Origin of the sequence: Kribbella yunnanensis (assembly GCF_039529655.1) — a bacterium.
GTDB lineage: Bacteria > Actinomycetota > Actinomycetes > Propionibacteriales > Kribbellaceae > Kribbella > Kribbella yunnanensis.
Genome location: NZ_BAAANF010000002.1, coordinates 293,729 through 318,148, shown reverse-complemented (window position 1 = coordinate 318,148; position 24,420 = coordinate 293,729). Strand labels below are relative to the sequence as shown.

The 24,420-nt window shown below is 68.3% G+C and carries 22 protein-coding genes; 10 read left to right on the top strand and 12 right to left on the bottom strand.

Annotated features, from left to right (window positions below):
* Nucleotides 1-30 precede the first annotated feature (30 nt).
* A complete protein-coding gene (locus ABD231_RS02960; protein WP_344144850.1) occupies nt 31-897 on the top strand; it encodes a GlxA family transcriptional regulator in 867 nt (288 codons plus the stop codon).
* On the opposite strand, the gene ABD231_RS02955 is transcribed toward ABD231_RS02960, so the two are convergent.
* The 4 genes from ABD231_RS02955 to ABD231_RS02940 are packed head-to-tail and all read right to left on the bottom strand — an operon-like array spanning nt 870 to nt 3,512.
* A complete protein-coding gene (locus ABD231_RS02955; RefSeq protein ID WP_344144848.1) occupies nt 870-1,787 on the bottom strand; it encodes a zeta toxin family protein in 918 nt (305 codons plus the stop codon). The two genes, ABD231_RS02960 and ABD231_RS02955, sit on opposite strands and share 28 nt — an antisense overlap.
* Before the next feature lie 13 nt (nt 1,788-1,800).
* Nucleotides 1,801-2,136: an MmcQ/YjbR family DNA-binding protein gene (locus ABD231_RS02950; protein ID WP_344144847.1), complete on the bottom strand. Its 336-nt coding sequence runs from the start codon at nt 2,134-2,136 to the stop codon at nt 1,801-1,803.
* 33 nt (nt 2,137-2,169) lie between these two features.
* The gene (locus tag ABD231_RS02945) at nt 2,170-3,024 is read right to left on the bottom strand and encodes a PASTA domain-containing protein (RefSeq protein ID WP_344144846.1); all 855 of its coding nucleotides are present in this window, start codon (nt 3,022-3,024) and stop codon (nt 2,170-2,172) included.
* Nucleotides 3,021-3,512, bottom strand: a complete 492-nt coding sequence (locus ABD231_RS02940) for a SigE family RNA polymerase sigma factor (RefSeq protein ID WP_344144844.1) — start codon at nt 3,510-3,512, stop codon at nt 3,021-3,023. The genes ABD231_RS02945 and ABD231_RS02940 overlap by 4 nt, the downstream gene beginning before the upstream one ends.
* Before the next feature lie 188 nt (nt 3,513-3,700).
* On the opposite strand from ABD231_RS02940, the gene ABD231_RS02935 reads away from it, so the two are divergent.
* Together ABD231_RS02935 and ABD231_RS02930 are read left to right on the top strand one after the other, a co-directional pair.
* Entirely contained in the window at nt 3,701-4,033 is a 333-nt protein-coding gene (locus tag ABD231_RS02935; protein WP_344144842.1) for a PspC domain-containing protein, read from the top strand.
* Nucleotides 4,034-4,100: 67 nt separating this feature from the next.
* Nucleotides 4,101-5,243: a M48 family metallopeptidase gene (locus tag ABD231_RS02930; RefSeq protein ID WP_344144840.1), complete on the top strand. Its 1,143-nt coding sequence runs from the start codon at nt 4,101-4,103 to the stop codon at nt 5,241-5,243.
* Here ABD231_RS02930 and ABD231_RS02925 read toward each other — a convergent pair.
* Nucleotides 5,240-6,205, bottom strand: coding sequence for a glycerophosphodiester phosphodiesterase family protein (locus tag ABD231_RS02925; RefSeq protein WP_344144838.1), 966 nt, complete (start codon nt 6,203-6,205; stop codon nt 5,240-5,242). The two genes, ABD231_RS02930 and ABD231_RS02925, sit on opposite strands and share 4 nt — an antisense overlap.
* 96 nt (nt 6,206-6,301) lie before the next feature.
* Here ABD231_RS02925 and ABD231_RS02920 point away from each other — a divergent pair, with 96 nt between their 5' ends.
* Complete coding sequence (locus ABD231_RS02920; RefSeq protein WP_344144836.1) at nt 6,302-7,450, top strand: DUF418 domain-containing protein; 1,149 nt, start codon at nt 6,302-6,304, stop codon at nt 7,448-7,450.
* On the opposite strand, the gene ABD231_RS02915 is transcribed toward ABD231_RS02920, so the two are convergent.
* Nucleotides 7,385-8,014: a lysoplasmalogenase gene (locus ABD231_RS02915; RefSeq protein WP_344144834.1), complete on the bottom strand. Its 630-nt coding sequence runs from the start codon at nt 8,012-8,014 to the stop codon at nt 7,385-7,387. The two genes, ABD231_RS02920 and ABD231_RS02915, sit on opposite strands and share 66 nt — an antisense overlap.
* A gap of 76 nt (nt 8,015-8,090) precedes the next feature.
* Here ABD231_RS02915 and ABD231_RS02910 point away from each other — a divergent pair, with 76 nt between their 5' ends.
* Nucleotides 8,091-9,827: an ABC transporter ATP-binding protein gene (locus ABD231_RS02910; RefSeq protein ID WP_344144832.1), complete on the top strand. Its 1,737-nt coding sequence runs from the start codon at nt 8,091-8,093 to the stop codon at nt 9,825-9,827.
* Nucleotides 9,824-11,560 (top strand): ABC transporter ATP-binding protein, encoded by a 1,737-nt coding sequence (locus ABD231_RS02905; protein ID WP_344144830.1) that lies wholly within the window; start codon nt 9,824-9,826, stop codon nt 11,558-11,560. Before ABD231_RS02910 ends, ABD231_RS02905 begins: the two co-directional genes overlap by 4 nt.
* 60 nt (nt 11,561-11,620) lie before the next feature.
* Here the strand turns inward: ABD231_RS02905 and ABD231_RS02900 are convergent, their stop codons facing one another.
* Both ABD231_RS02900 and ABD231_RS02895 read right to left on the bottom strand, forming a co-directional pair.
* On the bottom strand, nt 11,621-12,163 hold the full coding sequence (locus ABD231_RS02900; protein WP_344144828.1) for an rRNA adenine N-6-methyltransferase family protein: 543 nt from the start codon (nt 12,161-12,163) through the stop codon (nt 11,621-11,623).
* A 61-nt stretch (nt 12,164-12,224) separates the two neighbouring features.
* Nucleotides 12,225-13,394 carry a CapA family protein gene (locus ABD231_RS02895; RefSeq protein WP_344145587.1) on the bottom strand — a complete coding sequence of 390 codons (1,170 nt, stop codon included), beginning with the start codon at nt 13,392-13,394 and terminating at the stop codon, nt 12,225-12,227.
* Between the two features lie 131 nt (nt 13,395-13,525).
* On the opposite strand from ABD231_RS02895, the gene map reads away from it, so the two are divergent.
* Entirely contained in the window at nt 13,526-14,293 is a 768-nt protein-coding gene (map, locus tag ABD231_RS02890; protein ID WP_344144826.1) for a type I methionyl aminopeptidase, read from the top strand.
* A 7-nt stretch (nt 14,294-14,300) separates the two neighbouring features.
* Here map and ABD231_RS02885 read toward each other — a convergent pair whose 3' ends face one another.
* Complete coding sequence (locus ABD231_RS02885; protein ID WP_344144824.1) at nt 14,301-15,398, bottom strand: Rv2578c family radical SAM protein; 1,098 nt, start codon at nt 15,396-15,398, stop codon at nt 14,301-14,303.
* 37 nt (nt 15,399-15,435) lie between these two features.
* Entirely contained in the window at nt 15,436-16,269 is an 834-nt protein-coding gene (locus ABD231_RS02880; RefSeq protein ID WP_344144822.1) for an NmrA family NAD(P)-binding protein, read from the bottom strand.
* Between the two features lie 73 nt (nt 16,270-16,342).
* Between ABD231_RS02880 and ABD231_RS02875 the strand changes: the two genes are divergently transcribed.
* Complete coding sequence (locus tag ABD231_RS02875; RefSeq protein ID WP_344144820.1) at nt 16,343-17,089, top strand: TetR/AcrR family transcriptional regulator; 747 nt, start codon at nt 16,343-16,345, stop codon at nt 17,087-17,089.
* Here the strand turns inward: ABD231_RS02875 and ABD231_RS02870 are convergent.
* On the bottom strand, nt 17,086-18,048 hold the full coding sequence (locus ABD231_RS02870) for an endonuclease/exonuclease/phosphatase family protein (protein WP_344144818.1): 963 nt from the start codon (nt 18,046-18,048) through the stop codon (nt 17,086-17,088). The two genes, ABD231_RS02875 and ABD231_RS02870, sit on opposite strands and share 4 nt — an antisense overlap.
* A gap of 80 nt (nt 18,049-18,128) precedes the next feature.
* Between ABD231_RS02870 and ABD231_RS02865 the strand changes: the two genes are divergently transcribed.
* Both ABD231_RS02865 and ABD231_RS02860 read left to right on the top strand, forming a co-directional pair.
* The gene (locus ABD231_RS02865) at nt 18,129-19,898 is read left to right on the top strand and encodes an HSP90 family protein (protein ID WP_344144816.1); all 1,770 of its coding nucleotides are present in this window, start codon (nt 18,129-18,131) and stop codon (nt 19,896-19,898) included.
* On the top strand, nt 19,895-22,546 hold the full coding sequence (locus ABD231_RS02860; protein WP_344144814.1) for a tetratricopeptide repeat protein: 2,652 nt from the start codon (nt 19,895-19,897) through the stop codon (nt 22,544-22,546). The genes ABD231_RS02865 and ABD231_RS02860 overlap by 4 nt, the downstream gene beginning before the upstream one ends.
* Here the strand turns inward: ABD231_RS02860 and ABD231_RS02855 are convergent, their stop codons facing one another.
* Entirely contained in the window at nt 22,547-24,403 is a 1,857-nt protein-coding gene (locus tag ABD231_RS02855; RefSeq protein WP_344144812.1) for a tetratricopeptide repeat protein, read from the bottom strand.
* Nucleotides 24,404-24,420: the final 17 nt, after the last annotated feature.

Here is a 24,420-nt window from a genome sequence, read left to right as displayed (position 1 = left end):
CGCCGGATTCGTGCCTGCGGAGGAGTGCTCTTGCCTGAACTGGTCGTGGCGTTGCTGAAACTCCCGCGGGCGATCTCGCTCGACCTCGGGATCGCGGCACACGTCTTCGGCCGCCACGACGGCTACCGGGTGATCGAGGACAGCGACCCCGCGACCGCGGCCGGCGCGGACATCATCGTCGTACCGGGTTTCGACGAGCCTGAGCTGCCGCCGCCGGCGCCGTATTTGGAGTTGCTGCGTGACACTCCGGCCCGGCTGCTCGGGATCTGTACCGGCACCTTCGCGCTGGCCGCGGCCGGCGTACTGGACGGCCGTGAGGCCACCACGCACTGGCACTACACCGACCAGCTGCGCAGCCTGCACCCACAGGTCACCGTGCTCGAGAACAGGCTGTACGTCGAAGATGGCAAGGTACTGACCTCTGGCGGCGGGGGCGCCGGTATCGACGCCGGTCTGCACGTCATCCGCGCCGACTACGGCGCGGCGGCCGCCCACGAGGTCGGCAAATGGGTCCTCGCGGCCCCCGAGCGAGGCGGAGAACACCGCCAGTACGCCGACGTGCTCACGCCAGTGCGGTCGGATCTGGGACCGGTGCGCGCCTGGGTCCAAGACCACCTGGCTGAGCCGATCACCGTCGACCGACTGGCCACCAGGGCCGCGCTGTCCCGCCGTACCTTCATCCGCCGCTTCGAGGGCGAGACAGGCATGCCGCCGATGCGCTGGGTCGTCCACCAGCGCCTGCTGGGCGCCCGCCGCCTCCTCGAGACCTCCGACTGGACAGTCGACCGCATCGCCGCCGCCAGCGGCTTCGGCAGCGCCACCTCACTACGCGAAGCCTTCCGCCGCGAGCTAGGCACCTCCCCCTCCAGCTACCGCAGGCGGACGTCGATGTCCTGAGCCCGGTCGACAGGCTGCGGTTCCGGCCGCTCGGCCTCCCGCCGTACGGCGCGCTCCACGGTCTCGCGCACCTTGGGCGCCAGGTCGTCGCGCTGAAGGAGCCGGTCCGCCGTCCGCAGCAGGTAGTCGTGCGCTGCCGGAGTGGGCGGCTGGGCACGCTCTTCGAGGATGGCGTCCTTTACGCGAGGTGGACGCTCCCAGGTGCCGCTGGCGGTACGGCGGTTCTCGTACCGCACCGAACCGCCGCGGTCGACGAGGTAGATGTCGTCGATCAGGCCCTCTGTCTCCAGAGCCTGAGCGGTGTCGGGCAGCTCGTCGTAGAACTCGTCGTGCAGCTCAGGGTCGAACCAGCCACCGTCTCCCCCGGTATCCAGAGCTGTCTGATGGCGCTCTGCCAGTGACAACGCGCTGTCCGCGTGGTTGACGACCAGGTAGACGAAGCTGCAGCGGTAGCCCAGGTCCCGCAGGTCGCCTGCCCACCGGCGCGCCCACTGCTGTCGGGCGAGCGGATGGCTCGCCACGAGGTCGTACCGCGGGTCCCCTGCACAGACGTGCGCCAGGATGACCTCGTGCAGGCGGGCGTTCGGCCCGTTCTCCAGAGCGTCGGCCACCATCTCGAGTCCCTGGATCCCGTACTGGTGCCGGAGGACGTCGTACCGCGGATGCACCCGCAGGCTGTCGTCCGCCTCGTACCGCACCACGCGGTCGGCGCCCAGCGCTGCGTGGACCAGCCGTGACATCGTCGACTTGCCCGCTGCCGGCTGGCCGCCGAGCACGACCGCGCGCGGTTGGACACCTGGCGCCCGGTTCGGAGGGTTGGGTGGCGTGAGCTGTGCGAGTCGCTCGGCAAACGCCCGCTCCAGCTCGGCCGGCGTGAGGGCTCCATCCATCCGGGCAGCTTATTCAGTTGTCGAGCTGGGCGATCAGGTATTTCGGGGCGGTCAGGCGCCAGGCCTCGGTGAGGAGCTCGCCGACCTCGTCCTCGTCGGCGACGGCCAGGGTCACGTCCAGCCAGGCGAAGCGGCCGCTCTCCCAGGACGGGGCGTAGACGTCGGGGCTTTCTGCGATGAGGGCCTCCTGCTCTTCGCGGAAGGCCTTCACGATCAGCCGGGTCTCGTCCTCGGACAGGTACGCGAAACCTTTCTTGCGCACCTTGAACGCGGGCTGCCCGGCCCAGCCCTCGTGTTCCTCGGCTCCGGGCAGCCCCTGCACCAGCTTCTGCACCACCTGCGCATCCATGCCGGCAACGCTAGGCGGCGGCACCGACAGTTCTCAGCCGGCGAGCGTCACGGTCACGGTCGACCCGTTCGGCACCATGGTCCCGGGCCGGGGCGACACTGCGATCACGGAACCCTTGGGTACGCCGGGCTCCTGCTTGGTCGCGAACTCCGCCTGAAGACCGACCTTTCCGAGCTCCTGCGCGTAGTCCGCCTTCGAGGTGTCCAGATCGAGCGACTGGAAGCCTGGTACGCCAGTCGCGTCCTGAATGAACCAGATCTGCTCGAGGGCCTTGCCGACCGCTTCGGCATCGGCCGAGGACACCGCCCGAACCCAGACGTTCCGCGAGGGGATCAGCACGGCCCCGGCGCACGTCGTCGGACGATCGGCGTCCGATGCGGTGCAGACAGTCCGCTGCCGTTGGGCTTCGACGCCGTTCAGCTGGAAGGTCTCGTCAGCCTTGAACTCGACTGCGGGCTTGCTCCCGATCTGCACGCTCACGATGCCGGCTGCCTGCTGCAAGAAGCAGTAGCCCTGCGGACCCGGGTCCACGATGACGGTGTTCTTCGTCGGCGTACCGCACCTCAGCTGGTTCGTCGCCCAGTCCTTCGGCACTGCGACTGCGGTATGACCCACGCCAACCAGCCGTACGTCGTCCGGAACAGTCGCGGTCGGCGTCCGACCGGCCACTGGTGGCTGCTCGAGCGGACTGGCACCGTTGTTCGTCAGTGCGGTCGATCCGCCGATCACGGCCGCCACGGCGACCGCCGTACCGGCTGCGGACCAGACTGCGGTACGGCGGCGTCGGCGGCGGGTGGCACCGGAGCGCATGGCGTCGATCGGGGGCGGGTTGACGGCGGTCCGCTCACCGGCTTGTTCGAGGAGCTCGGACAGTTTCGATTCGTTCATAGGATCTCTCGCAGTTCTGCCAGATTCGGGTCCTGGGCCAGTGCTTTGACGGCCCTGGAGAGACGGCTCTTCACGGTGCCGGCGGCGACGCCGAGCACGGAGGCCATCTGCTGTTCGGTCAGGTGTGCGTAGTAGCGCAGTACAACGGCTGTCCGTTGATCAGTCGGCAGCCGGTCGAGGGCACGCGTCATCAGGTCGGCGTCGTCGACACCTGCGGTCCGGTCCTGGTCGGCGTGCTCAGGCAGAGCAGCCGATGGTTTCTCGCCGGTCCAGCGGCGTCTCCGCGCCGAGAGGAAGCTGTTGACCAGCATCCGGTGCACGTAGGCGTCCCGGTCGTCCACCGCGCTGACCCGCTTCCACTTCACCAGGCACCGCTCCAGCACCGTCTGGACCAGGTCCTCGGCCTCTGGATGCGAACACCCCAGCAACACCGCGGACCGCACCAGCACCTGCCAGCGCGCCGCCACATATTCAGTGAAGTCATCCATTCGGCATCCTCCCTCACCGTAGAGACAGCCTGGCCCGCCCCTGAGGTTCCACTGAACTTGATTCCTTCCCCGCCCCACCACCCCGGTCGGTAGTCAGGGTGTCCGACCAGGGTCCCCGGGGTCAGGTCAGGGGCCACTCGGTACCGATCCTGATGTGGCGGAGGGGTCGAGAACGGGACAGTAGAGCCATGACGAACTCCAACGCACCGTTCTCGAACCTGTCCGGCAAGGTCCTGCGTCGCTCCAGCTCCCAGCGGATGCTGTCCGGCGTCTCCGGCGGTCTCGCCGAGTACCTCAACATCGACGTCACCCTGGTCCGCCTCGGCATCGTCGGCCTCACCATCATCACCGGCGGCACCGCCATCCTCGGCTACGCCATCGCGTGGATCGTGATGCCGGAGTCCGACGGCAAGGCCGTCTGGCAGAGCGCCCAGCACACCAACAACCACCAGACCCAGACGCCCGAGGCCGACATCGCCTCCCGCATCTACGACGACGCCCCCAAGCCCCCGGCCGCCTGACCTCGTCCTGTCACACTCTGCCTGTGCAGAGTGCGAGAAATGCGACTGGAACGTCGATCCGACGCCGTTGCTCGACCTGACCCCTGCCTGGCGGCTCAGAGTCGAGCAACGGCTGGTCGACTCGCTCTACCGCGAACTCGAACGCGGAGCGATCCACCGCCCCAGCTGGGACGCTGCGCGGATCACCGCCAACCTGCTCTCGGTCCTGATCCTCCTGCTGCCGCTCATCGCGTTCCTGACCGGCATTGGGCTCCTGATCTTCTACCGGCCCTTGTGGTTCAGCATCATCCTGGCGCTGCTCGCTCTGACCATCGCCTTCGTGTTCCGGCCCCGGGCCGGTCACATCGACGGCCACCAGCTCGTCCACCGCGAGCAGGCGCCCGCTCTATTCGCCGTACTGGACGAGGTCGCCGCCGCCGTCGGCGCCCGGCCGGCTACGGCCGTCGCAGTCACCGACGAGGCCAACATCTGGTACTCGCAGGTCGGCTGGCGCTTCCGACCGGTCATCGGCATCGGTCTGCCGCTCTGGATCGGGCTGCAGCCCCAGGAGCGAGTCGCCATCTTGGCCCACGAGTTCGGCCACGGCCGCCACGGCGACCTGCGAAGCGGCTGGCTGATCGGCAACGCACACAGCGTCCTGGAAGGACTGGGTGCGACCTTCAGCGAGAGCCCACTCGATGCGGCACGCCGCGAATGGGGTGCCGAGGAGCTCAGCGGTGGGACTCTGTTCAGCCGCATGGTCAACGCGACTGTCGGCACGGTGGTGCGCGGCCTGAGCGCCGTACTGAATCGCCTCGAGTTGCGGAGCGGTCAGCGCAACGAATACCTGGCAGATCGTCGCGCAGGTGAGGTCGCCGGCTCTGAAGCCGCTGCGCACGCGTTGGAGCGCACGCTGCTGGCTGATACCTCGTATGACGCCATGGTTCGAGCGCTGCGGTTCCCGAGCGAGCTTGCTCCACTGGACGCGGTACGGCGCGCAGTGACCGAGGTGCCTGCCCGGGAGATCGAGCGACGGCTGCGAGTGAGCCGGGTGCACGGGACTCGCACGGACGCGACCCATCCGCCGACGTACCTGCGCACGAAGCTCATCCGGACCAGGTCGGCAACGTCGGCGCGCGTGGTGATGGGGATCGATCAGGCACGCAACATCGACCGTGAGCTCGCACCGGCGTCCGAGCAGGTGCTCAAAGAAGTGAAGGCCGAGCTCTAGCCAGACAGGGATGCGGCCTTGAGGGTGGCTGCGGCGATGTCGGGGTGGTCGGCGAAGACGCCTTGAAGGCCCAGGGCGGCGAAGCGGGACAGTTCGGTGCGGAAGTCGGTGTTGGTGGGGAGGAAGCGGCGTTCGGCGCGGAAGGTCCAGGCTTGGACTCCGAGGCCGGCGCGGTGCGCCTGGTCGACGAGGCGGGTGGGCTCGCCCAGTGCGCCGGTGGGGGTGCGTGGGATGACCAGGTCCTTGTGGGGGGCCAGGATCTGCGCGTACGTCGAAATCTCGCGCAGGCCGGACGGGTCGAGCAGGTCGGTGAAGGTGCGGCCGTCTCCGACCCGGAGGAAGTCGTACGGCGAGCTCTCGGAGTCGACGAGCTGGACCAGCGGTACCCGGGTCATGACGGCCAGCCGGCGCAGACTGGTCGGCTCGAAGGACTGGATCATGATCTCGTCGGTGCGCAGCCCCAGAGCGAGGATGCGCTCGGTCAGCAGCTCCTCCAGGGGCAGACCCAGCCGCCGGAAGTACGTCGGGTGTTTGATCTCGGGGATCACGCCGATGGTCCGCCCGAGCCGCAGCGACTCCTGCCGGGCCAGTGCGACCACGTCGTCGAACGTGGGCACTCCCTCGGTGCGGTCGTAGGCCGTGTTGGCCGACCGGAGGGCAGGCATCCGCTCGCGGGCTCGCAGCAACCGCAGCTCGGCGTACGTGAAGTCCTCGACGAACCAGCCGGTCACGGCCTCGCCGTCGACGATCTTGGTGATCCGCCGGTCCGCGAAGACCGGGTGCTCCGCGACGTCCGTCGTACCGGAGATCTCGTTCTCGTGGCGGCAGACCAGGACGCCGTCGAGCGTGGCGACCAGGTCGGGTTCCAGGTAGTCGGCCCCTTGGGCCGCAGCCAGGCGGTACGCCGCCGGCGTGTGTTCCGGGCGGTAGCCACTCGCTCCCCGATGCGCGATCACCAGCATGGGTCCAGGACAGGCGGCGCACATGGCTGACCGGGAACTCGTTGCCCAACGCAAGGTGAAGGTCACCGAACCGAACCACGGCCTATGCTCTGAGTCATGACCGGTCCGATTGCAGTCAAGGACCGTGCTCTCGGGCCCGATCTGGCCCGCGGATTTCTCCTACTGTTCATCGCACTGGCCAACATCCACGGTTTCCTGCACCCACCCGGTGTCGGAGACATCCGCGCGATGCCGATCCCCACTGCGCTGCCGGACCGGATCGTGGCGTTCCTGGAAACCACTCTGGTCGACGGACGCTCGTACACAATGTTCGCTGCACTCTTCGGCTACGGCATGGTGCAGATCGCCCGACGCCAGACCGGCGAGTGGAAGAGCACCCGCAAGCTACTGCGTCGCCGCGCACTCTGGCTGATACTGCTCGGCCTCCTGCACGCAGTGCTGCTCTACTACGGCGACATCCTGACCGCCTACGGTCTCATCGCGCTCGTACTGGTCTCGGCGATCCGCTGGAGTGATTCGCGGCTGCTGGTCTCCGCAGCGGTCATGACGCTGTTCGGGTCCTGGGCCTTCGCCTTCCTGTCCACTCCGAACCCACCGGACTCGGCCGCGGAGATGTACCCCTGGGCGATCGATCACAACCCACTGCTGGGCATGGCCGGCCGGGCCTTCGCCATCTCGATCAGCGCCCCGGTGCTGGCGGTCACGGCGGCCGGTGCGTTCCTCTTCGGCATCTGGGCCGCGCGGCGCGGTCTGTACGAGCACCCGGAACAGCACCAGCAGACGCTGCGCCGGATGGTGGCGATCGGCGTACCGCTGTCGTTCCTCGGCGGTGTCCCACTCGCTCTCTACACAGCAGGCCTGCTGCCCGCCACCGACGCCAACATCATCCCGGTGGCCGGGCTGCATGCGCTGACCGGCTTCGCTGGAGGTCCGGCGTACGCCGCTCTGATCGCGCTCTGGTCACTTCGGGTACGACGTACTCCCGTCGTCACCGCGATCCAGGCGACCGGCCAGCGCTCGCTGACCTGCTACCTCACGCAGTCCGTCGTCTGGACTGTCCTGTTCGCGCCGTTTCTGCTCGACCTGGGCAGTTCCCTGAAGCTGTGGCAGTCGGTGCTCGTCGCCGTCGCCACCTGGGCGTTCACTGTCTTCCTGGCCGACCAGATGCGCCGTCGCGATCTACGCGGCCCGTTCGAGGTCCTGCTCCGCCGGCTGACCTACCGCAACCAGACTGCTCGCCAGTAGGTATTGCGCCGCGAGGTAGGTCGCCATCACGAGATACGGCCGCGCACCGAAGTCATGCCCGGCCAACTCCACGCCAATGAGCGCATCGGACAGCAGGAACACCGCACCGCCCACTCCGGACCGCCAACCGTTCCACGCGCTCGTCACAGCAGTAGCGATCAGCAGCAGCGAGTACGCCGCGACCGGGGCGCGCACATCACCCAGATCGGGCCACAGCAGCGCCAGTACGCCGATCCACAGCACGCCGTAGGCCGCGACGACGACCAGCGACCGCTGTGTCGTTCGACGGCTGAACAGCAGCACGTAACAGACATGTGCGACGCCGAACGCCGCCATACCCGGCACGAGCTGGTCGATCTGCAGCAGGAAGTCACCGACGAGTGAGAAGACCAGTCCGACGAGCAGTGTGACCGGGCCACCGCTCAGACGCACCCAAACGGCCAGGACCGGCATCAGCAGGACCTTGGTGATCGACTCCGACCAGGGCTCGCCGACCGCGATCGTGACCAGGTGTATGACCGCGATCACGCCGTACGCGCCGAGCCAGCCCGAACCTCGCTTCATGGCCTAGATGGTGCCTTGCCATCCGCGATTAATTCGCATGCGGGTTGTCGGTGGGCGCGCCTAGCCTGAAGGAATCATGCGAAACCTCCCTCTTGCCGATCCCGGCACCCCCGACGACCGCTCGCCGGCCCGCTACCTGCTGTGGGTCGCCCGCGGGCAGGCTCGCACGCTCGCGGGCGGGATGTCGTTCGGAATCCTCTGGATGGCGTCCCAGGCGTTCATCCCGGCGATCCTGGGCAAGGCGATCGACGAGGGCGTCGCGGCCAAGGACGGCGACAAGCTGCTGCAGTGGACCGCGGCGCTGTGCGCGATCGGCGTCCTGCAGGCGCTCGCCGGGATCATGCGGCACCGGTTCGCGGTGACGAACTGGCTGATGGCGGCGTACCGGACGGTCCAGGTGATCACGCGGAAGTCCGCCGACCTCGGTGCGACGCTGCCCAAGCACCTGGCGACCGGCGAGGTGGTCAGCGTAGGGGCGAGCGACCTGGCCTCGATCGGGACCTTGATGGAGGTCAGTGCCCGGTTCGCCGGTGCGATCGTGGCGTTCGCGGTGGTCGCGACGATCCTGCTCTCGACGTCGACCGTGCTCGGCCTGGTCGTGCTGATCGGCGTGCCGGTGATGTTGTTCTGTCTGGGCCCGATGCTGCGGCCGTTGCACCGGCGGCAGTCCGCTCAGCGCGAGGCGGTCGGTGAGTTGAACTCGTTGGGTTCGGACATCGTGGCCGGGCTGCGGGTGCTGCGCGGGATCGGTGGCGAGGACTCCTTCTCGCAGCGGTACCGGCGTGAGTCGCAAGAGGTCCGCCATGCCGGTGTGCGAGTGGCCCGGATCCAGTCCGTGCTGGACGCGGCGCAGGTGCTGCTGCCGGGCACCTTCGTCGTGCTGGTGGTCGGCATCGGCGCCCACTTCGCACTGCGCGGTGACCTCAGCGCTGGTTCGCTGGTCGCGTTCTACGGCTACGCGACGTTCCTGGTGCTGCCACTGAGAACTGTGACCGAGTTCGTCAACCAGCTGATGCGTGGGCTGGTCGCAGGCGCCCGGGTGATCCGGGTGGTCTCGCTGCGCCCCGAGATCACCGACCCTGCCAACGCCGTGCAACTCCCCGTGCGGGGCGACCTGGTCGACCCAGTCTCCGGTGTCCGAGCGCGGGACGGTCTGCTGACTGCGATCGTCGCGGCCGAGCCAGACGTGTACGGCGTGCTCGCCGACCGCCTGGGCCGGTACGACGAGGGCAGCGAGGTCCGCTTCGGCGGAGTGACCCTGGCCAGTGCGACGCGCGCCGATGTCCGGCAGCGGATCCTGGTCAGCGACGCCGGCTCCCAGCTGTTCACCGGCACCCTACGCACCGAGCTGGACCCGGCAGGCCGCCGTACCGAGGAGCAGTTGCTCGCAGCGATCCGGACTGCCTCGGCCGAGGACGTGCTGGTCGCCCTGGCGGACGGACTCGACTCCGAGGTCGAGGAGAAGGGCAGGTCGTTCTCAGGTGGTCAGCGGCAGCGGCTGGTGCTGGTCCGCGCCCTGTTGGCCGACCCTGCCGTGCTGGTGCTGGTTGAGCCGACCTCGGCCGTCGATGCGCACACCGAGGCGCGGATCGCCGACCGCTTGCGCGAACACCGGGCCGGCCGCAGCACCGTCGTACTGACTGCGAGCCCGCTGCTGCTGGACCGGGTCGATGAGGTCATCTTCGTCGCCGCCGGCCGGGTGGTTGCGGCAGGCAAGCATCGCGACCTGCTGGCCCACGAGCCGCAGTACCGCCGGACAGTCACCCGGCAGACTGAGGAAGAACAAGAGCTGACGGAAGGGGTGCGACGATGAGGCAGATCCTGCCAGTGGCGGACAGCGCCGAGATCCGTCGGCATGCCCGCCAGCTCGCCCTCAAGCATCCGCGCGCATTGCTGATCGCACTCGGCCTGCATGCGGTGGCAGCGGTCTCCGGGCTCGCTGCGCCGCGGCTTATCGGTGACCTGGTCCAGAACGTGCAGAACGGGACAACCGCGAGCAAGGTCAACCTGGTCATCGGGCTGATCGCTGGGTTCGTGGTCGTGCAGTCGCTGCTTACCCGTTGGGCCCGCTACCGGTCGTTCGCGCTCGGCGAGCAGGTGCTGGCCGAGCTCCGCGAGGACTTCGTCGACAACGCTCTGGCGCTGCCGATCGGCACAGTCGAGCGGGCCGGTACCGGCGACCTGCTGTCGCGCACCTCGCGGGACGTCGACACACTGTCGCGGACCGTGCGCTTCGCCGTACCGGAGACGATCATCGCGTTCGTCACCGTGCTGTTCTCGCTGACGGCGACAATCCTCGTCGGCGTCTGGGTGCTGGTCCCACTGCTCGCGATGGTGCCGGTGCTCTGGCTGAGCACCCGCTGGTACCTGGGGCGTGCCAAGGACGGCTACCTGCGCGAGAACGCGGCGTACGCACAGATGACCAGCTCGCTGGCCGAGACGGTCGAGGGCGCCCGCACGGTCGAGGCCCTCCAGCGGTACGACGACCGCGTGCGGCGCGGCGATGACGACGTACGGGGCTCGTACAACGCCGAGCGGTACACACTGCGGTTGCGCACAGTGTGGTTCCCGGCCGTCGAGGTCGGGTATCTCATCCCGATCGTCGGCACCCTGCTGTTCGGCGGCTGGCTGCACATCAACGGCCATGTCACGCTCGGCGCGGTGACCGCGGGCGTGCTGTACGTGAACCAGCTGATCGACCCCGTCGACCGCCTGCTGTCCTGGGTGGACGAGCTGCAGTCCGGTGGGGCCGCGTTCGCCCGTCTGCTCGGGATCAACGACGTACCGGACGACCGGACAGCGTCTGGTCGTACTCCGGACGGCGAGCTGGTCGAAGCGAAGGACGTGCGGTTCTCGTACGTTGATGGTCGCGACGTGCTGCACGGTGTCGAGCTGACGGTGCAGCCGGGTGAGCGGATCGCCATGGTCGGTCCGTCCGGCGCAGGGAAGTCGACGCTCGGCCGGCTGGTCGCCGGGATCCACCCGCCGCGCACTGGCTCCGTCACGGTCGGCGGTGTCGGGATGACCGAGCTCCCGCTGGATGAGCTGCGCAGACAGGTCGCACTGGTGACACAGGAACACCACGTCTTCGTTGGCACGCTGCGCGACAACCTGTCGATGGCACGGCCCGCCGCGACCGACACCGAGCTGTACGACGCACTTGCGGCGGTCGACGCACGTGAGTGGGCCGAGGCGTTGCCGGACGGACTCGACACCCGTGTGGGTTCCGGTCAGCTCGCACTGACGCCAGCACAGGCGCAGCAGTTGGCGCTGGCCCGGCTGGTGCTGGCCGATCCGCACACGCTGGTTCTGGACGAGGCGACCTCGCTGATCGACCCGCGTGCAGCCCGGCACATGGAGCGCTCGCTGGCCGCAGTACTCGAAGGCCGCACGGTGATCGCGATCGCCCACCGGCTCTACACCGCCCACGACGCCGACCGGGTCGCGGTCGTGGAGGACGGCCAGATCACTGAGCTCGGCAGCCATGACGAGCTGGTCGAGCGGCAGGGGTCGTACGCCAAGCTGTGGAAGTCCTGGCACGGCTGAGAATTCCAGACGCCAGTGAGCCCCGTCGATCACCTCTGATCGGCGGGGCTCACTGTCCTTTCAGCGTTTGCGCAGCACGAGCACTGCGGAGTCGACATGTGGAGGTGGGGTAAAGGCCTTACGGGGAAGGCGAAGCCCGAGAGACGGCTCGTAGTGGCGGTACCACCGCTGTGCGCCCGGTGCCTCACCGCGGACATAGCGGTTCACCACCTGCCGCTGCAGCACCAGATCCGCCGACACCAGGCGAGAACCCGGTGCCAGCAAGCGCTTCAGCAACGCGGTCGACAGCGTGTACGGCGGACTCGACACCACTCGGAACGGCCGGGACGGCAACCGCAGGTCAGCGGCGTCGGCACGGACCACCGTGACCGGCTCGTCGGCGAACCGCCGGCGCAACCGATCGGCACGCCCCGGATGCAGTTCGACTGCGATCACCCGGGCACCGGCCCGAACCAGCGGTCCAGTCAAGGCACCGAGTCCGGCTCCGACGTCGAGAATCAGCTCGCCAGGTACGACCCCGGCAGCGTCCACTACTCGTTGAGCCCACCGGCTATCGAGCGGATGCCATCCCCAGGCACCCCGCGCCTGCCCGGAGCCGGGCACGACGCACCATCACAAAGTACATATTCATGCCGCCGACCCTAGACCGCAGTGCGCCCAGTACTCAAAGCATTTTCGGTGTCGCTCCGAGCGACAGCACGGTCTCGTCGGTCCGTCGCTGTGCAAGCTGCAGCCGGGCTCGTTTCGCCGCAACCAGGCCCGGCTTCGCAAGCTCCCGCCGTACGTCGAGAACCCGGACCGGCAGCGTATCGGTCATCAGCAGCGGGGCGTAGCCGGCCTGCTCGGTGGTCCACTTGTCGCCCTCGCGCTTGAAGCTGAAGCGAGCCAGCAGGCCCTCGGCCCGCGTGCTGTTCGGCTGGCGATGGGCGGCGACCAGGTTGCCGAGACCGTAGGCGACCCACTTGCCGTTGTGCTGTTCCATCGGCTGGACGACGTGCGCGTGATGGCCGACCACCAGATCAATGTTGCTATCGGCAAGTAGTTGCGGGGCGAGCTCACGCTGCTGATCGTTGATCTTCGCCGAGTACTCGGTCCCCCAGTGGCAGCTCACCACGACGATCTCAGCGCCGCGGTCCCGGGCCTCCTTCGCCATCCGGCTGATCGCGGCCGCGTCGAGCTTGCCGGCCCGCCAGGTCTGCCCATTCGGGTACGGCAGGCCGTTGAAGCCAAAGGTGTACGAGAGCGACGCGATCTTCACACCGCGGACGTCGATGATCGTCGGAGTCTCGGCTTCCTGACGGTTCCGGGCGGTGCCGGCGGTCCGGAGTCCGGCCTTCTCCAAGGTGTTCAGCGTCCTGTCGACCCCGGCCGCGCCGCCGTCGAAGCTGTGGTTGCTGGCCGTCGTGCACAGGTCGTAGCCGGTTTGCTTCAGCGCGGTTGCGATCTGCGGCGGGCCCAGGAACAGCGGGTAGCCCTTGTAGGGACCGCCCATCGGCGCCAGCGGAGTCTCAAGGTGCGCGATCGCGAGATCGGCCTGCTGGACGTGCGGCTTGACTCCGGCGAGCAACGGCGCGAAGTCCCAGGCACCGCCGTGGCCGTCGCGGCGTGCCGTTGTCCACAAGCGTTCATGCAGGAGAACGTCGCCGGTGGCAACAATCGAGATCCGATCCGGGCGCGCTCCGGAAGGCACCGACGGATTCCCGGGCGGGCCGACCGATCCGCCGTCCGTCGGCATACTGGGCGAACTCAGACCGACATCCGCACAACCTCCGACGACAGTCGCCCCCGCCCCGGCCAGCAGTGCACCCAGCACCGCACGCCGTCGTACCACCATCACAGCCCCCAAGATTCGGTGTCCATCACTCAACGGACGGCCTGGCGGGCTCCTGGGTTCGACCGGTAACCCGATCGTGTCCTTGCGGGTACCGTTTGCAGCCAAAGGATCACGGAGCGAGGGCACAGGCGATGGTTGAGCTGAAGACACCGGCAGAGATCGAGGCAATGCGCGCGGCTGGACGGGTCGTCGGCAACGCACTGGCCGCAGTGAAGAAGGAGGCCGCGGTCGGGGTCTCGCTGCGTGAACTCGACGAGGTGGCGCGGGAGGTGCTCCGCTCGGCCGGGGCCGTGTCGCTGTTCGAGGGCTATCAGCCTGGATTCGCGACGAGCCCGTTCTCCGGCGTGATCTGTACGTCGGTCAACGATGCCGTCCTGCACGGACTTCCGTCGGATCTCAAGCTCGCGGACGGCGATCTGCTGAACGTCGACTGTGGTGCCTCGGTCGACGGCTGGTGCGGGGATGCGGCAACCAGTTTTTGCGTCGGTACGCCACGACCGGAGGATCTGCAGCTGATCGAGCTCACCGAGCGCGCCTTGGCCGCCGGTATCGCGGCTGCGCTTCCGGGCAACCGACTCGGTGACGTCGGTGCCGCGATCGGCCGCATCGGCAAGGAAGCCGGAGTCGGCACCAACCTCGACTTCGGCGGCCACGGCATCGGCCGCCGCATGCACGAAGAACCCCACGTCCCGAACGCCGGCCGCCCCGGCCGCGGCTTCAAACTCCAGGTCGGCCACACCTTCGCCATCGAGCCCTGGTTCTGGTCCGGGCCCGGCAGCACCTACCTCATCGACCCCGACGGCTGGACCCTTCGCTCCGCCGACGGCACCCGCGGAGTCCACGCCGAACACACCATCGCCATCACCAAGGCCGGCCCCGAAATCCTCACCCTCCCGTAGTCACCCGTCAGAACAGGGCTTCTTGTGCCGGCGGCTCGTGGCGGCGCTCCCGGGCGGGGGTCGCCGAGCCGCGGAAGCGAGGGTGGGTTGCGGCGGGCTCGCCCCAGCCGGAGTCGGCGCCGTCTACCACGCCGAAGGGGTTCGAGCGGTGGCGAGAGCTGCGGCCGAAGCCGTGTTTGTCGAGGAGCGGGCGGACCTTCTGCTCGAAGGCGGTGCGGTAGCTGGGTGCGGCGTTCGAACCGCGCGCGTAGAGCGATTCGTAGCGCCCGACCAGCTCAGGGTGGTCGTGGCCCAGCCAGCTCATGAACCAGTCCTTCACGCCCGGTCGAAGGTGCAGGACGAGCGTGGTGACTCCGGTCGCGCCCGCCGCTGCGAGCTCACCGAACAGATCGTCGAGCTGATCGGCCGAGTCGGTCAACCAGGGCAGCACCGGAGCGACCATCACCCCACACGGCAACCCGGCCTCACGCACGGCACGGATCAGCTCGAGCCGGCCGCGCACAGACGGTACGCCGGGCTCCAGCCGCCGCCGCAGTTCCTCGTCCCCGAGTGCGAGCGACACCCCGATCCCGACCGAAACCTCGCTCGCCGCGGACACCAGTAGATCGAGATCACGCCGGAGCAGCGTCCCCTTCGTGAGCACCGACAACGGCGTACCGGAACCTGCCAGCGCGCCGATGATCCCCGGCATCAGCCGGTACCGACCCTCGGCCCGCTGGTACGGATCCGTATTGGTGCCCAAGGCAACCTGTTCCCGCTTCCACGACGGCCGCACCAACTCCCGCCGCAGTACGTCGGCCACATTCGTCTTCACAACGATCTGCCGATCGAAGTCCAGCCCCTGATCAAGCTCCAGATACTTGTGCGTCGGCCGCGCGAAACAGTACCGGCAAGCATGCGTACACCCCCGGTACGGATTCACCGTCCAGTTGAACGGCAACCCGCCACCAGGCACCGAGTTCAACGCCGACCGCGCCACCACCTCATGAAACGTGACCCCCCGAAACTCCGGCGTAGTCACCGACCGAACCAGCCCCGCAATCGACCCCATCCCCGGCAACGCACCAGGAACCTCCGCGTCAAGTTGCTGACCAGCCCACCTCATGCAGAACAGTCGAACACATGTTCTACCCAGATTCAAGTCAGCGGAAGGCGGCCACGTTTCGTAGCGCCCAGTCTCGGTACGGCGTTGCTGGGCGGCCGGTGAGGTTGGCGACTGTGGGCTCTGGGGTCATCGGGTGCTCGGCCATCATTCGGAAACCGTCTAGTAGCCACTGGGCGGTTTCCAGGCCGGTGAATGGTTCCAACTGGTCTAGGTATTGCTGGGGCGTGAGCTCTTCGAACTTGATCTCGCGCCCGAGAGCCGCTGCGATGTGTTCGACCTCCTGTGGCTGGGTGATCGCCTCTGGGCCGCTCATCACCAGCTTCTGATGGTTGAAGGACTCATCGAGGAGCGCCACTCGCGCTACGGCGGCGATGTCGACCAGGTCGATCGGCGTCTGCACGGCAGCGGCGTACGGCGCTCGCACCACGCCCTCCGACTTGATCGTTGGGGCCCAGTCCAGGGTGTTGTTCATGAACTGGCCGGGTCGCAGGAAGGTCCACTCGAAGTCGGCCTCCTCGATCGCTCGTTCGACGCGGTAGTAATGCCAGTTCGCCGGATCCCCCTGGGCCTCGTACTCAGCAGGCTCCCCCGACAGCACCACCACTCGCCGTACGCCGGCCTCCTGGGCGCACCGGACGAAGTCGTCGACGTACGCCGGTAGGGGCGCCAGGTAGACCGTGTCGATGCCCTGGAGTGCCGCCGGTAGCGACTCCGGCTTGCCCAGGTAGCCAGTCGCGACCTCAACACCTGCTGGAAGCGCAGCGCGAGCCGGTTTGTTCGTCAGCGCCCGCACTGGCGCTCCAGCTGCCACGAGCTCATCCACCACGAGCCGTCCGACGCTCGCAGTCGCACCGGTCACCAAGATCGTCATGCCGTTCCCCTCAGCTTCGAAGTAATTCTCGTAGGGTATACGAGAATTCAAACCAGCGCCTATGGTTGGTTCCGTGACGGTCGATCGCACGCTTGCGCTGCTGTGGCGTAACCACCGCCCGCTCGCCCCGGCCGCCAAGGGCGCAGGGCGGCGTCCGTCGCTGGATGTGAACGAGGTGGTCGCCACCGGGATCCGGCTGGCCGACAGTGACGGTCTGGCCGCGGCCTCCATGGGTGGCGTGGCCAAGGAGCTCGGCGTCGGCACCATGACGCTCTACACCTACGTCCCGTCGAAGGACGACCTCCTGGAGCTCATGGTCGACCAGGTGCTCGGCGAGCGTGAGCTACCCGGGCCCAACGACCCCCGTCCGGACGACTGGCGTGCACAGGTCGATCTGTACTCCGAACAGACCCAGCTGATGTTCAACCGGCACCCGTGGCTCTCACAGGTCTCCCCGATCCGCCCACCCGCCGGACCGGGATTGCTGGCAGGCCGTGAGTACCTGCTGTCCGTGGTGAGCGCTCTGAACCTCACACCGCGCGACACGAACACCGCGGCGCTGGCAATCTCGACGTACGTCGACTCTGCGGCCAGCCTGGCTGCGGAGAGCCAACTGATCGAGCGGAGCAGCGGTCAGAGCCATGACTCCTGGTGGATCGAGCGCTCGGACCTGTGGGAGACGTACTTCGACGTCGAGCGCCATCCCGCGATGACTGCGGTCTGGAACGCAGGTGGTTTCACCGCAGGTCCCAACGAGGTGGCAGCCGAGTCGTACCGCTACGGACTCGACCGCCTCCTAGACGGCATCGCGAACGCCTAGACGTCCAGTGAGATCCAGGCCGGGTCATGGTCGGTACCGTCCCGCGCCAGCTTCTTCCGGCGACCGATGAAGGCACCCTTCAGCCGTGGCACCAGTGCCGGTGACAACCAGATCTGATCGATCAGGTCGAACGACCGTGGCTGCCGCGCGCCCTTGAACGTCGACGTCCACGCCGGGTTGGCCGGGAGCTGAACCGTGGTCTTCACCGTACCGATCTCGGTCGGAGCAGTCAGTGCGTTCACCAGACCGGACTGCGCGTACGCCGCTAGTGCCGGCGACTCTGGTGTGTCGTTCATGTCCCCACAGAGCAGGTACCGCTGCCGGCTGCTCATCCGCGCAGCGATGATCCGCACGATGGTGTCGGCCTGCCGCGTGCGCAGCAGCTCGGCCTCCGCAGCGGCCGCCACCGGGTCGGCCACAGCGAAGTCGACGAACTTCGACTTCAGGTGTGTCCCGAACACCGTGAGCACCTTGCGTCCGCGGGCGTCCAGAATCTCCACCTCGACCAGGTCACGCGAGAAGATCGGCCGCCCCGGCACGTCCGGGTGGAACGCCCGCTGGTAGCTGGTCACACCACCGATCGGCCGCCGCGACAGGATCCCGATGTCGATGAACCGGGTCGCATCGTTGCCGTCGATCACCATCACGTGCTGGTACGCGCCATTCAGGTGCTCTCGGTTGAACTCCCGCAGGACGTCGACGTTCTCGACCTCCTGCACCACCCAGACGTCCACATCGGCCGTCAGCAACCGCTCGGCCACCCGGTCGGTGTCCTCCGGCTTCTTGGACACCAGCAACTTCCCCCGGCCGTCCAGCTGCAGCCGGCGCCGGTGCTCGTCGTCGAACGTGTAGGTGGCCGGCACCGTGCTGGTGCCCTGTGCGAGTACGTCGACCGCGCCGGCGAAGTTCCAGCGGTCGAACAGGTTGTTGAGATTGAAGGTCCCCACCGTCAATGCCATAGCGTCCTCCCCCAGACACCTCTCAAAGTACGGTGCGAACTGGCCATTGGGTAGGTTGGCGGCGAACAAGGGGGTGTGGGGTGAGTGAGAACTTCCAGGTCGACCTCCAGGGAATCGTCGACCTGCTGAGCAACCATCTGTACAGCAGTCCGCGGGTGTACCTGCGAGAGCTGCTGCAGAACGCCGTTGACGCGATCACCGCGCGCGAGGCGGTCGAGGCGGGGGCACCGCGACGGATCGACGTACAGGCGACGGACGGGTCCCTGAGCATCGCCGACACCGGCATTGGCCTGCTACCGGACCAGGTGCGCGAGCTGCTGGCCACTATCGGCCGGAGCTCGAAGCGGGACGAGATTGGGTTCGCCCGCTCGGAGTTCCTCGGCCAGTTCGGTATCGGCCTGCTGTCGGCCTTCATGGTCGCCGACGAGATCGAGGTCGTCACTCAGCCCACGGGCGGCCCGGCCACCCGCTGGCTCGGTACGGCGGACGGCCGCTACGAGCTCGCCGCCACAGTGGACCGCGCCGAGACCGGTACGACGGTGACGCTGAAGGCCCGGCGTGGTGCGGAGCAGTGGTACAAACACGCCACTGTCGTGGAGCTGATCCGCCTGTTCGGCGCACTGCTGCCGATCGAGATCCGCGTCAACGGTGAGCAGGTGACCGACGGCAAGGCGCCTTGGGAGAACACGGGAGCGCTGCAGCGGGCCGAGCTGGTGGGCTATGCGCAGGACAAGCTCGGGTTCACTCCGTTCGACGTGATCCACCTGAACAATCCGAGCGCTGGGCTCACCGGTGTGGCGTTCGTGCTGCCGTTCGCCGCGAACCCGGCCGAGCGCGCCACACACCGCGTGTACCTGAAGCGGATGCTCCTCGCGGAGAACGTCGAAGGCCTCCTGCCGGACTGGGCTTTCTTCGTCCGGGCAGTCATCGACACCTCCGAGCTGCGGCCGACCGCGAGCCGGGAGGCGCTGTTCGACGACGGCACGCTAGAGGCGACCAGGGACGCGCTGGGCGATCAGCTGCGTGGCTGGCTGGTTCGGCTCGGCAACACCGACCCCGCCAAGCTGGACCGGTTCCTCAGCATCCACCAGCTGGGCGTGAAGGCCCTGGCGCTGCACGACGACGAGATGCTCCAGCTGGTCCACCGCTGGCTGCGCTTCGAGACCAACCATGGCCGGATGACCACTGCGGAACTGCAGCAACGCACCAACCAGATCAGGTACGTCACCACGGTCGAGGAGTTCCGCCAGCTCGCAGCGGTCGCGGCCGCGCAGCAGATCACGGTGGTGAACGGCGGCTACACCTACGACAGTGAGCTGCTGGCCCGGCTGCCGGAGGTGGTGCCCGAGCTGAGCACCAGCCGATTCGACCCAACTGAGCTGAGCACCAGCTTCGACAGTCTGGACCCGGACACTGAGCTGCGGCTGCGGCCGTTCGTCCAGCTGGCGCAGGACGCATTGGACCCGGTGGGCTGCGAGGTCGTCGTACGGGCGTTCGAGCCGGCCGGGCTTCCGGCGCTCTACCTGGTTGACCGCTCTGCCCAGTTCGCGAGTGAGTTGCGTGCCACCAAGGACCGGGCCGACGCACTGTGGTCAGAGGTGCTCGGTGCACTCGACACCAAGGACGACAGTCGGCCACAGCTCGTGCTGAACTACCGCTCCCCGCTGGTACGGCGGATGGCGTCACTCAACGATCGTGAGCTGACCCAACTGGCGGTGGAAGGGTTGTACGGGCACGCGTTGATGCTCGGCTACCACCCGATCACACCGGCCGACTCTGCTCTCGTGAACCGCTCTTTCCTCGGCCTGCTCGACCAGGCCGTCCCCACGCCGGAGGACCAGACGCCATGAACCCGGAACTCATCGACCTGCTCCAGCGTGCCGAGAGCGCGCCGTACGGGAAGGTCCGGTCGGCCCTGCTCGAAGACGTCGTACGGCGGGCCGATGCGGCCAGCGAAGCGGAGCTGGCGTTCTACAGCCGCCTCGCACTCGTCACCGCGTACGTGATGGGTGGCGAGCCGCGGAAGTCGCTGGTGCCGTTCGCCCGCTGCGTGGCGGACTGGGACGCGGAGCCGGACAAGTATCGCGAGTACTCACACCTGTTCCACTGGTGCTACAAGTACGCGCCCAGCACCCTCAGCAAGTTCCCCGAGGTGCCGCTGGACCGCGCGTACGCCGTACTGGACGACATGGAGCAGCGCTGGCGGCTCAGCGGGCACAGCATGCACGCCGTCCACCAGCACCGCTGGCTGGTCGCGCACCACATCGGCGACGAAGAGACCGCGGCCGAGCAGTTCCGGCTCTGGTCTACCGCGCCGCGTGACGACCTGTCCGACTGTGTCGGCTGCGATCCGACCTCGAAGGTGCACCACCTCACCTCGGTCGGCCGGACGGCGGATGCTGTCGCACTGGCCGTGAACGTGCTGGACGGTCAGCTCACCTGCGCCGAGCAGCCGCAGCAGATGCTCACCGCACTCCTCCCGGCTTATGTTGCCGAGGGCATGTACGACGAGGCTGTCGACGCGCACCGCAAGGCCTACCGGCTGCTGCGGAACCGGGTCGGTGAGCTGAGCGAGCACGCGGATCATGTCGAGTTCCTGGCCCGCACCGGTAATGAGCTCAAGGCGGTCGAGCTGATCGAGCGGCACGCTGCCGAGCTGGCAGACCCGCCCTCGCCGTACGCGGAGATGGCGTTCTCGGCGGCGGCATCGCTCGCCTTGAGCCGGGTGGACGGTGACCTGGCGATCCGGCAGCCGCAGGCGGACGCAGAGCCGGCCGGGGCGCTCGCCGAGCGCTACGCCGCGCGCGCACTGGAGCTGGCTGCGCAGTTCGATACCCGCAACGGCACCACGCATCGCAGTGAGCAGATCCAGCGCGTGCTGTCCGCAGAGCCGTGGGTCGAGTACCTGCCGCTGTCGGAGACCGCGCGGCGCGCTCAGCTGCGTAAGCAGGCCCAGGCCGAGCAAACGGAGCAGACAGCGCCGGCCGAGCGTCCTGCCGTATCCGGCAGTGGCTGGCTCGACCGGGCCGAAGAGGACTGGCTGAACTTCGACAGCGAAGCCGCGATCGCAGCCTGGCAGGCCTTCGAGCGTGAGGTGCCGGAGAGCGAGTGGACTCCGCTCGACCGCGCCCGACTGCTCGACGGTCGCGGCCTGTCCAGCAGCGAGGACCCGCAGGTCGCACTGGACGCGTGGAGCGAAGCACTCGCGCTGTACGACGAGCTCGGCGAGGAGGTCCGGGTCCTCCGGACCCGTGGGCGGATCGGCCGGATGCTGTGCGAGCAAGGTCAGGTCGCTGAGGGACTGGCCGCCGGCGAGGAGCCGATCCGCTGGCTGATCGCGAACGACGAGCTCGAGCGGCGTCCGTCGCAGCGGGATTCGCTGGCGATCATGTACGCCCAGGCCGGACGGTTCAGCGAAGCCATCCAGGTCCTGACCGAGCCCGGGCCGGCACACACGCGCGTCGAGCACGCTGGCAGCACTGCGATCCTGCTGGCCAACCTGCTGCTCCAGGACGAGCGTTTCGAGGAGGTCGAGCCGGCGATCGCCGTTGCCTTCGATTCACCGCATGACGCTCAACGCTCGTTCGCATATCACTTGCGCGGACGCGTGCGGCTGGAGCTGGAGCGCCCGGCCGAAGCGGCCGAGGACCTGATCGAGGCGGTCGCCCTGGCCACCGGCGTACCCGGTCTGGAGGCGCACGTCGCCTACTCGCAGCTGATGCTGGCCCGCGCCTACCTGCTGACCGGCCGTCCGCTGGAGGCCGCCGAGTCGGCCGAAGAGTCGCTGTCGGTGCTGACTGATGACGCCCTGGCCGACGCCCGCGGCGTACTGATCGACTCCTACCGGATGCTCGGCGAGAACGAGTCGGCCCTGACCAAGGTCCGCGAGCTGCTTGCCGACGTCTCCCCCGACGCCCACCCGGCTTGGCTGGCCACTCTGCGCCAGGACGAGGGCATCCTGCTCGAACAGCTCGACCGCGACGACGAGGCGGTCGAGGTCTTCCTCGATGCCGCCCAGTACTTCGGCACCGCAGAGTCCCCACTGCAGCAGGCACAGGCCATCCGCTTGGCCGCCCAGTCCGCCCGCTACACCGGCGACCACGCCCGGGCGCTCGAGCTGGCCACCTCCGCCCAGCCGATCCTGGATGCACTGCCGTCCGCCGATGAGGACGTCATCTTCCAGACCGCTGGTGTCCACTGGGACCTGTCGCTCATCCACCTCCAGCAGGGCGACCAGGCGACCGCGGTCGCCCACGCTGACCACGCAGCCGACCTCTACGAACGCGGCGGCTACGAGGACCAGTACCTGAACGCCCAGCTCCTGCTGGCCGAACACGGCACCGAGGACGAGAAGGCGCTGGAAGACCTGTTCAACTCTCTGGAAGCGGCCACCGACCTCTGGTACCGCACCGGCTACCTGCTGGTCGACCGCCTCCGCGGCGTCGGCCAGGCGGAGACAGCCGCAGCGTTGGAGACCCGCCTCAACAGCGAGTCCTGATCACCCGCGCCTGAACCAGCCCCGCCGCTTCTTCGCGGCCGGGGCTGGTGCTGGTGCTGGTTCAGGAGCTTCGGTCTGCAGGTTCAGGACGTCCCGGGCGAGACTCGCTGCCGAGGAGTTCATGGCCGGTGTCGCGAGGACCAGCTGGGCCAGCGACTCGAGGATCGTCAGCGGCCGCTCACGTGCTGCCTCGACCGCCGCCATGAAGCGCCAGCCCACCAGCTCGGCCACGTCCTCCCGCGTCGCCGGATCCGCCCAGGCGGTGGCAATCAGCGCCAGGGTCGCCGACTCCGTGACCCAGTCCTCCGGACCGTAGGCCAGATCAGCGAGCACCTTCCGGCGGGTGGAGTCCGGCCAGGCCTCGTCGGTCCGGTGATGGGCGATCCCGAGACAGGCCCAGGTCTGCAGCTGCCGGATCCACATCGGCCAGATGGCCAGGTCGTCCGACGGTGGCAGCACCGGATGCACCAGTACGCCGAGCAGGTCGTCGAGCGAGGTATTCGCCAGCAGCACGGCTCGGTCGTACGCCGCCGGCAGGTGCAGCCATTCCCAGTCGGCCACCCGTGCAACGGCCTGCGCACCGGCCTCGGATGGCGGTGCAACCGCGGGGCGAGCGGTAGTCCCGTCGTGCGACCAGACCGCTACCTCGATCTGCCGCATCGGTCGGCCGTCGAGCACTGCGGGCTGACGTGGGTCCGGTGTGAGGATCTCGTTGAACGTCACGTCAGACCCTGGCGCGATCTGCTCGACGGAGAGCAGTGCGCTCGGCGGTTCGATCGAGGAGACCGCCAGCGACAGTTGCGGCCGCTCGTCACCCGGGCTGTGGTTCTCCAGGAACTGCCCGAGCACGTTGATCACCGCCTCGGTCGGTATCGCGATCCCACCGAGCCAGGTCTGCCGGGACCGGTCGGTCAGTTCGGCGTCCGCGTGCTGCGCCTCGTGGCTGTCCGGCTCCGCCGATCGACGCAGGTCGGCGATCGCCACCAGCTCGTTGACGTCGCCGTCGCGGCGATAGCGCAGCCCATGCCGCTCGACCAGCGAACAGTCGTGACCAGGCTCGATGGCAAGCGCCCGGTCGGTCCACTCGATCGCCTCGTCCAGCCGGCCCGCCGTACCGAGCAGACCGGCGATGTCGGCGTACAGCGACAGGTTCTTCGGGTCGAACGTCAGTCCGTGCTGCAATGCGGCCAGGGCGTCGTCGGTGCGGCCCTGCTCACGCAAGGCGTAGCCCAGTGCGATGTCGGCCCGGTCACTCGGCTCCAGCTGCGCAGAACGCTCCGCTGCGGCCGCTGCCTCGACGTACTCGCCGCTGCGGCGCAGGTAGATCGACGCCGCCCACCACAGCCACGAGGACTCCGGATGCGCCGCAGTCATGTTCCGGGCCAGCACCAGGTACGGCGTGAAGGCCGCCCGTACGTCGTCCTGCCGCAGCTCGGGCATCACGCGGAACAGCCGCGCGAACACGCTGACCAGATCACCCGGCTCAATCCGCGCTGGCGTGGCCGGGTCCAGAACCCAAGGTGCATCCGCCCAGCGCATCGCGGGCTCGTGTCCTTGCGCTGACACCAGTAGCTCCAGCGCCTCGGCGTACTGGCCTTGGTACGCGAGCGCATGCGCCCGGGCGACCGCCGTACCGACGTAGAGCTCACCGTCGAGCGGCCACAGCTCCGGACCGCCGTCCGGCCGGCTCACGAGCATGCCCAGCACCTCGTGCGCCTCCGGCAACGTCGGGAACGCACCCAGTGCGCTCGCGACGTGGTCGGCCGCATGGCTCAGCTCGTCGTCGTCCAGCGCCAGCCTGGCCAGGCTGACTTCACCTTCCGCGGTCAGCCGCGGATCCCCTACCCCTTCGTCCACCCGGTCAGTATGGCGAC

Bases quoted from the DNA above. Each gene is read 5' to 3' on its own strand.
- ABD231_RS02945 (WP_344144846.1), bottom strand. From the start codon at position 3,024: ATGAACGAATCGAAACTGTCCGAGCTCCTCGAACAAGCCGGTGAGCGG.
- ABD231_RS02860 (WP_344144814.1), top strand. From the start codon at position 19,895: ATGAACCCGGAACTCATCGACCTGCTCCAGCGTGCCGAGAGCGCGCCG.
- ABD231_RS02955 (WP_344144848.1), bottom strand. From the start codon at position 1,787: ATGGATGGAGCCCTCACGCCGGCCGAGCTGGAGCGGGCGTTTGCCGAG.
- map (WP_344144826.1), top strand. From the start codon at position 13,526: ATGGTTGAGCTGAAGACACCGGCAGAGATCGAGGCAATGCGCGCGGCT.
- ABD231_RS02885 (WP_344144824.1), bottom strand. From the start codon at position 15,398: ATGAGGTGGGCTGGTCAGCAACTTGACGCGGAGGTTCCTGGTGCGTTG.
- ABD231_RS02870 (WP_344144818.1), bottom strand. From the start codon at position 18,048: ATGGCATTGACGGTGGGGACCTTCAATCTCAACAACCTGTTCGACCGC.
- ABD231_RS02940 (WP_344144844.1), bottom strand. From the start codon at position 3,512: ATGGATGACTTCACTGAATATGTGGCGGCGCGCTGGCAGGTGCTGGTG.
- ABD231_RS02920 (WP_344144836.1), top strand. From the start codon at position 6,302: ATGACCGGTCCGATTGCAGTCAAGGACCGTGCTCTCGGGCCCGATCTG.
- ABD231_RS02880 (WP_344144822.1), bottom strand. From the start codon at position 16,269: ATGACGATCTTGGTGACCGGTGCGACTGCGAGCGTCGGACGGCTCGTG.
- ABD231_RS02895 (WP_344145587.1), bottom strand. From the start codon at position 13,394: ATGGTGGTACGACGGCGTGCGGTGCTGGGTGCACTGCTGGCCGGGGCG.
- ABD231_RS02925 (WP_344144838.1), bottom strand. From the start codon at position 6,205: ATGCTGGTGATCGCGCATCGGGGAGCGAGTGGCTACCGCCCGGAACAC.
- ABD231_RS02905 (WP_344144830.1), top strand. From the start codon at position 9,824: ATGAGGCAGATCCTGCCAGTGGCGGACAGCGCCGAGATCCGTCGGCAT.
- ABD231_RS02935 (WP_344144842.1), top strand. From the start codon at position 3,701: ATGACGAACTCCAACGCACCGTTCTCGAACCTGTCCGGCAAGGTCCTG.
- ABD231_RS02915 (WP_344144834.1), bottom strand. From the start codon at position 8,014: ATGAAGCGAGGTTCGGGCTGGCTCGGCGCGTACGGCGTGATCGCGGTC.
- ABD231_RS02910 (WP_344144832.1), top strand. From the start codon at position 8,091: ATGCGAAACCTCCCTCTTGCCGATCCCGGCACCCCCGACGACCGCTCG.
- ABD231_RS02950 (WP_344144847.1), bottom strand. From the start codon at position 2,136: ATGGATGCGCAGGTGGTGCAGAAGCTGGTGCAGGGGCTGCCCGGAGCC.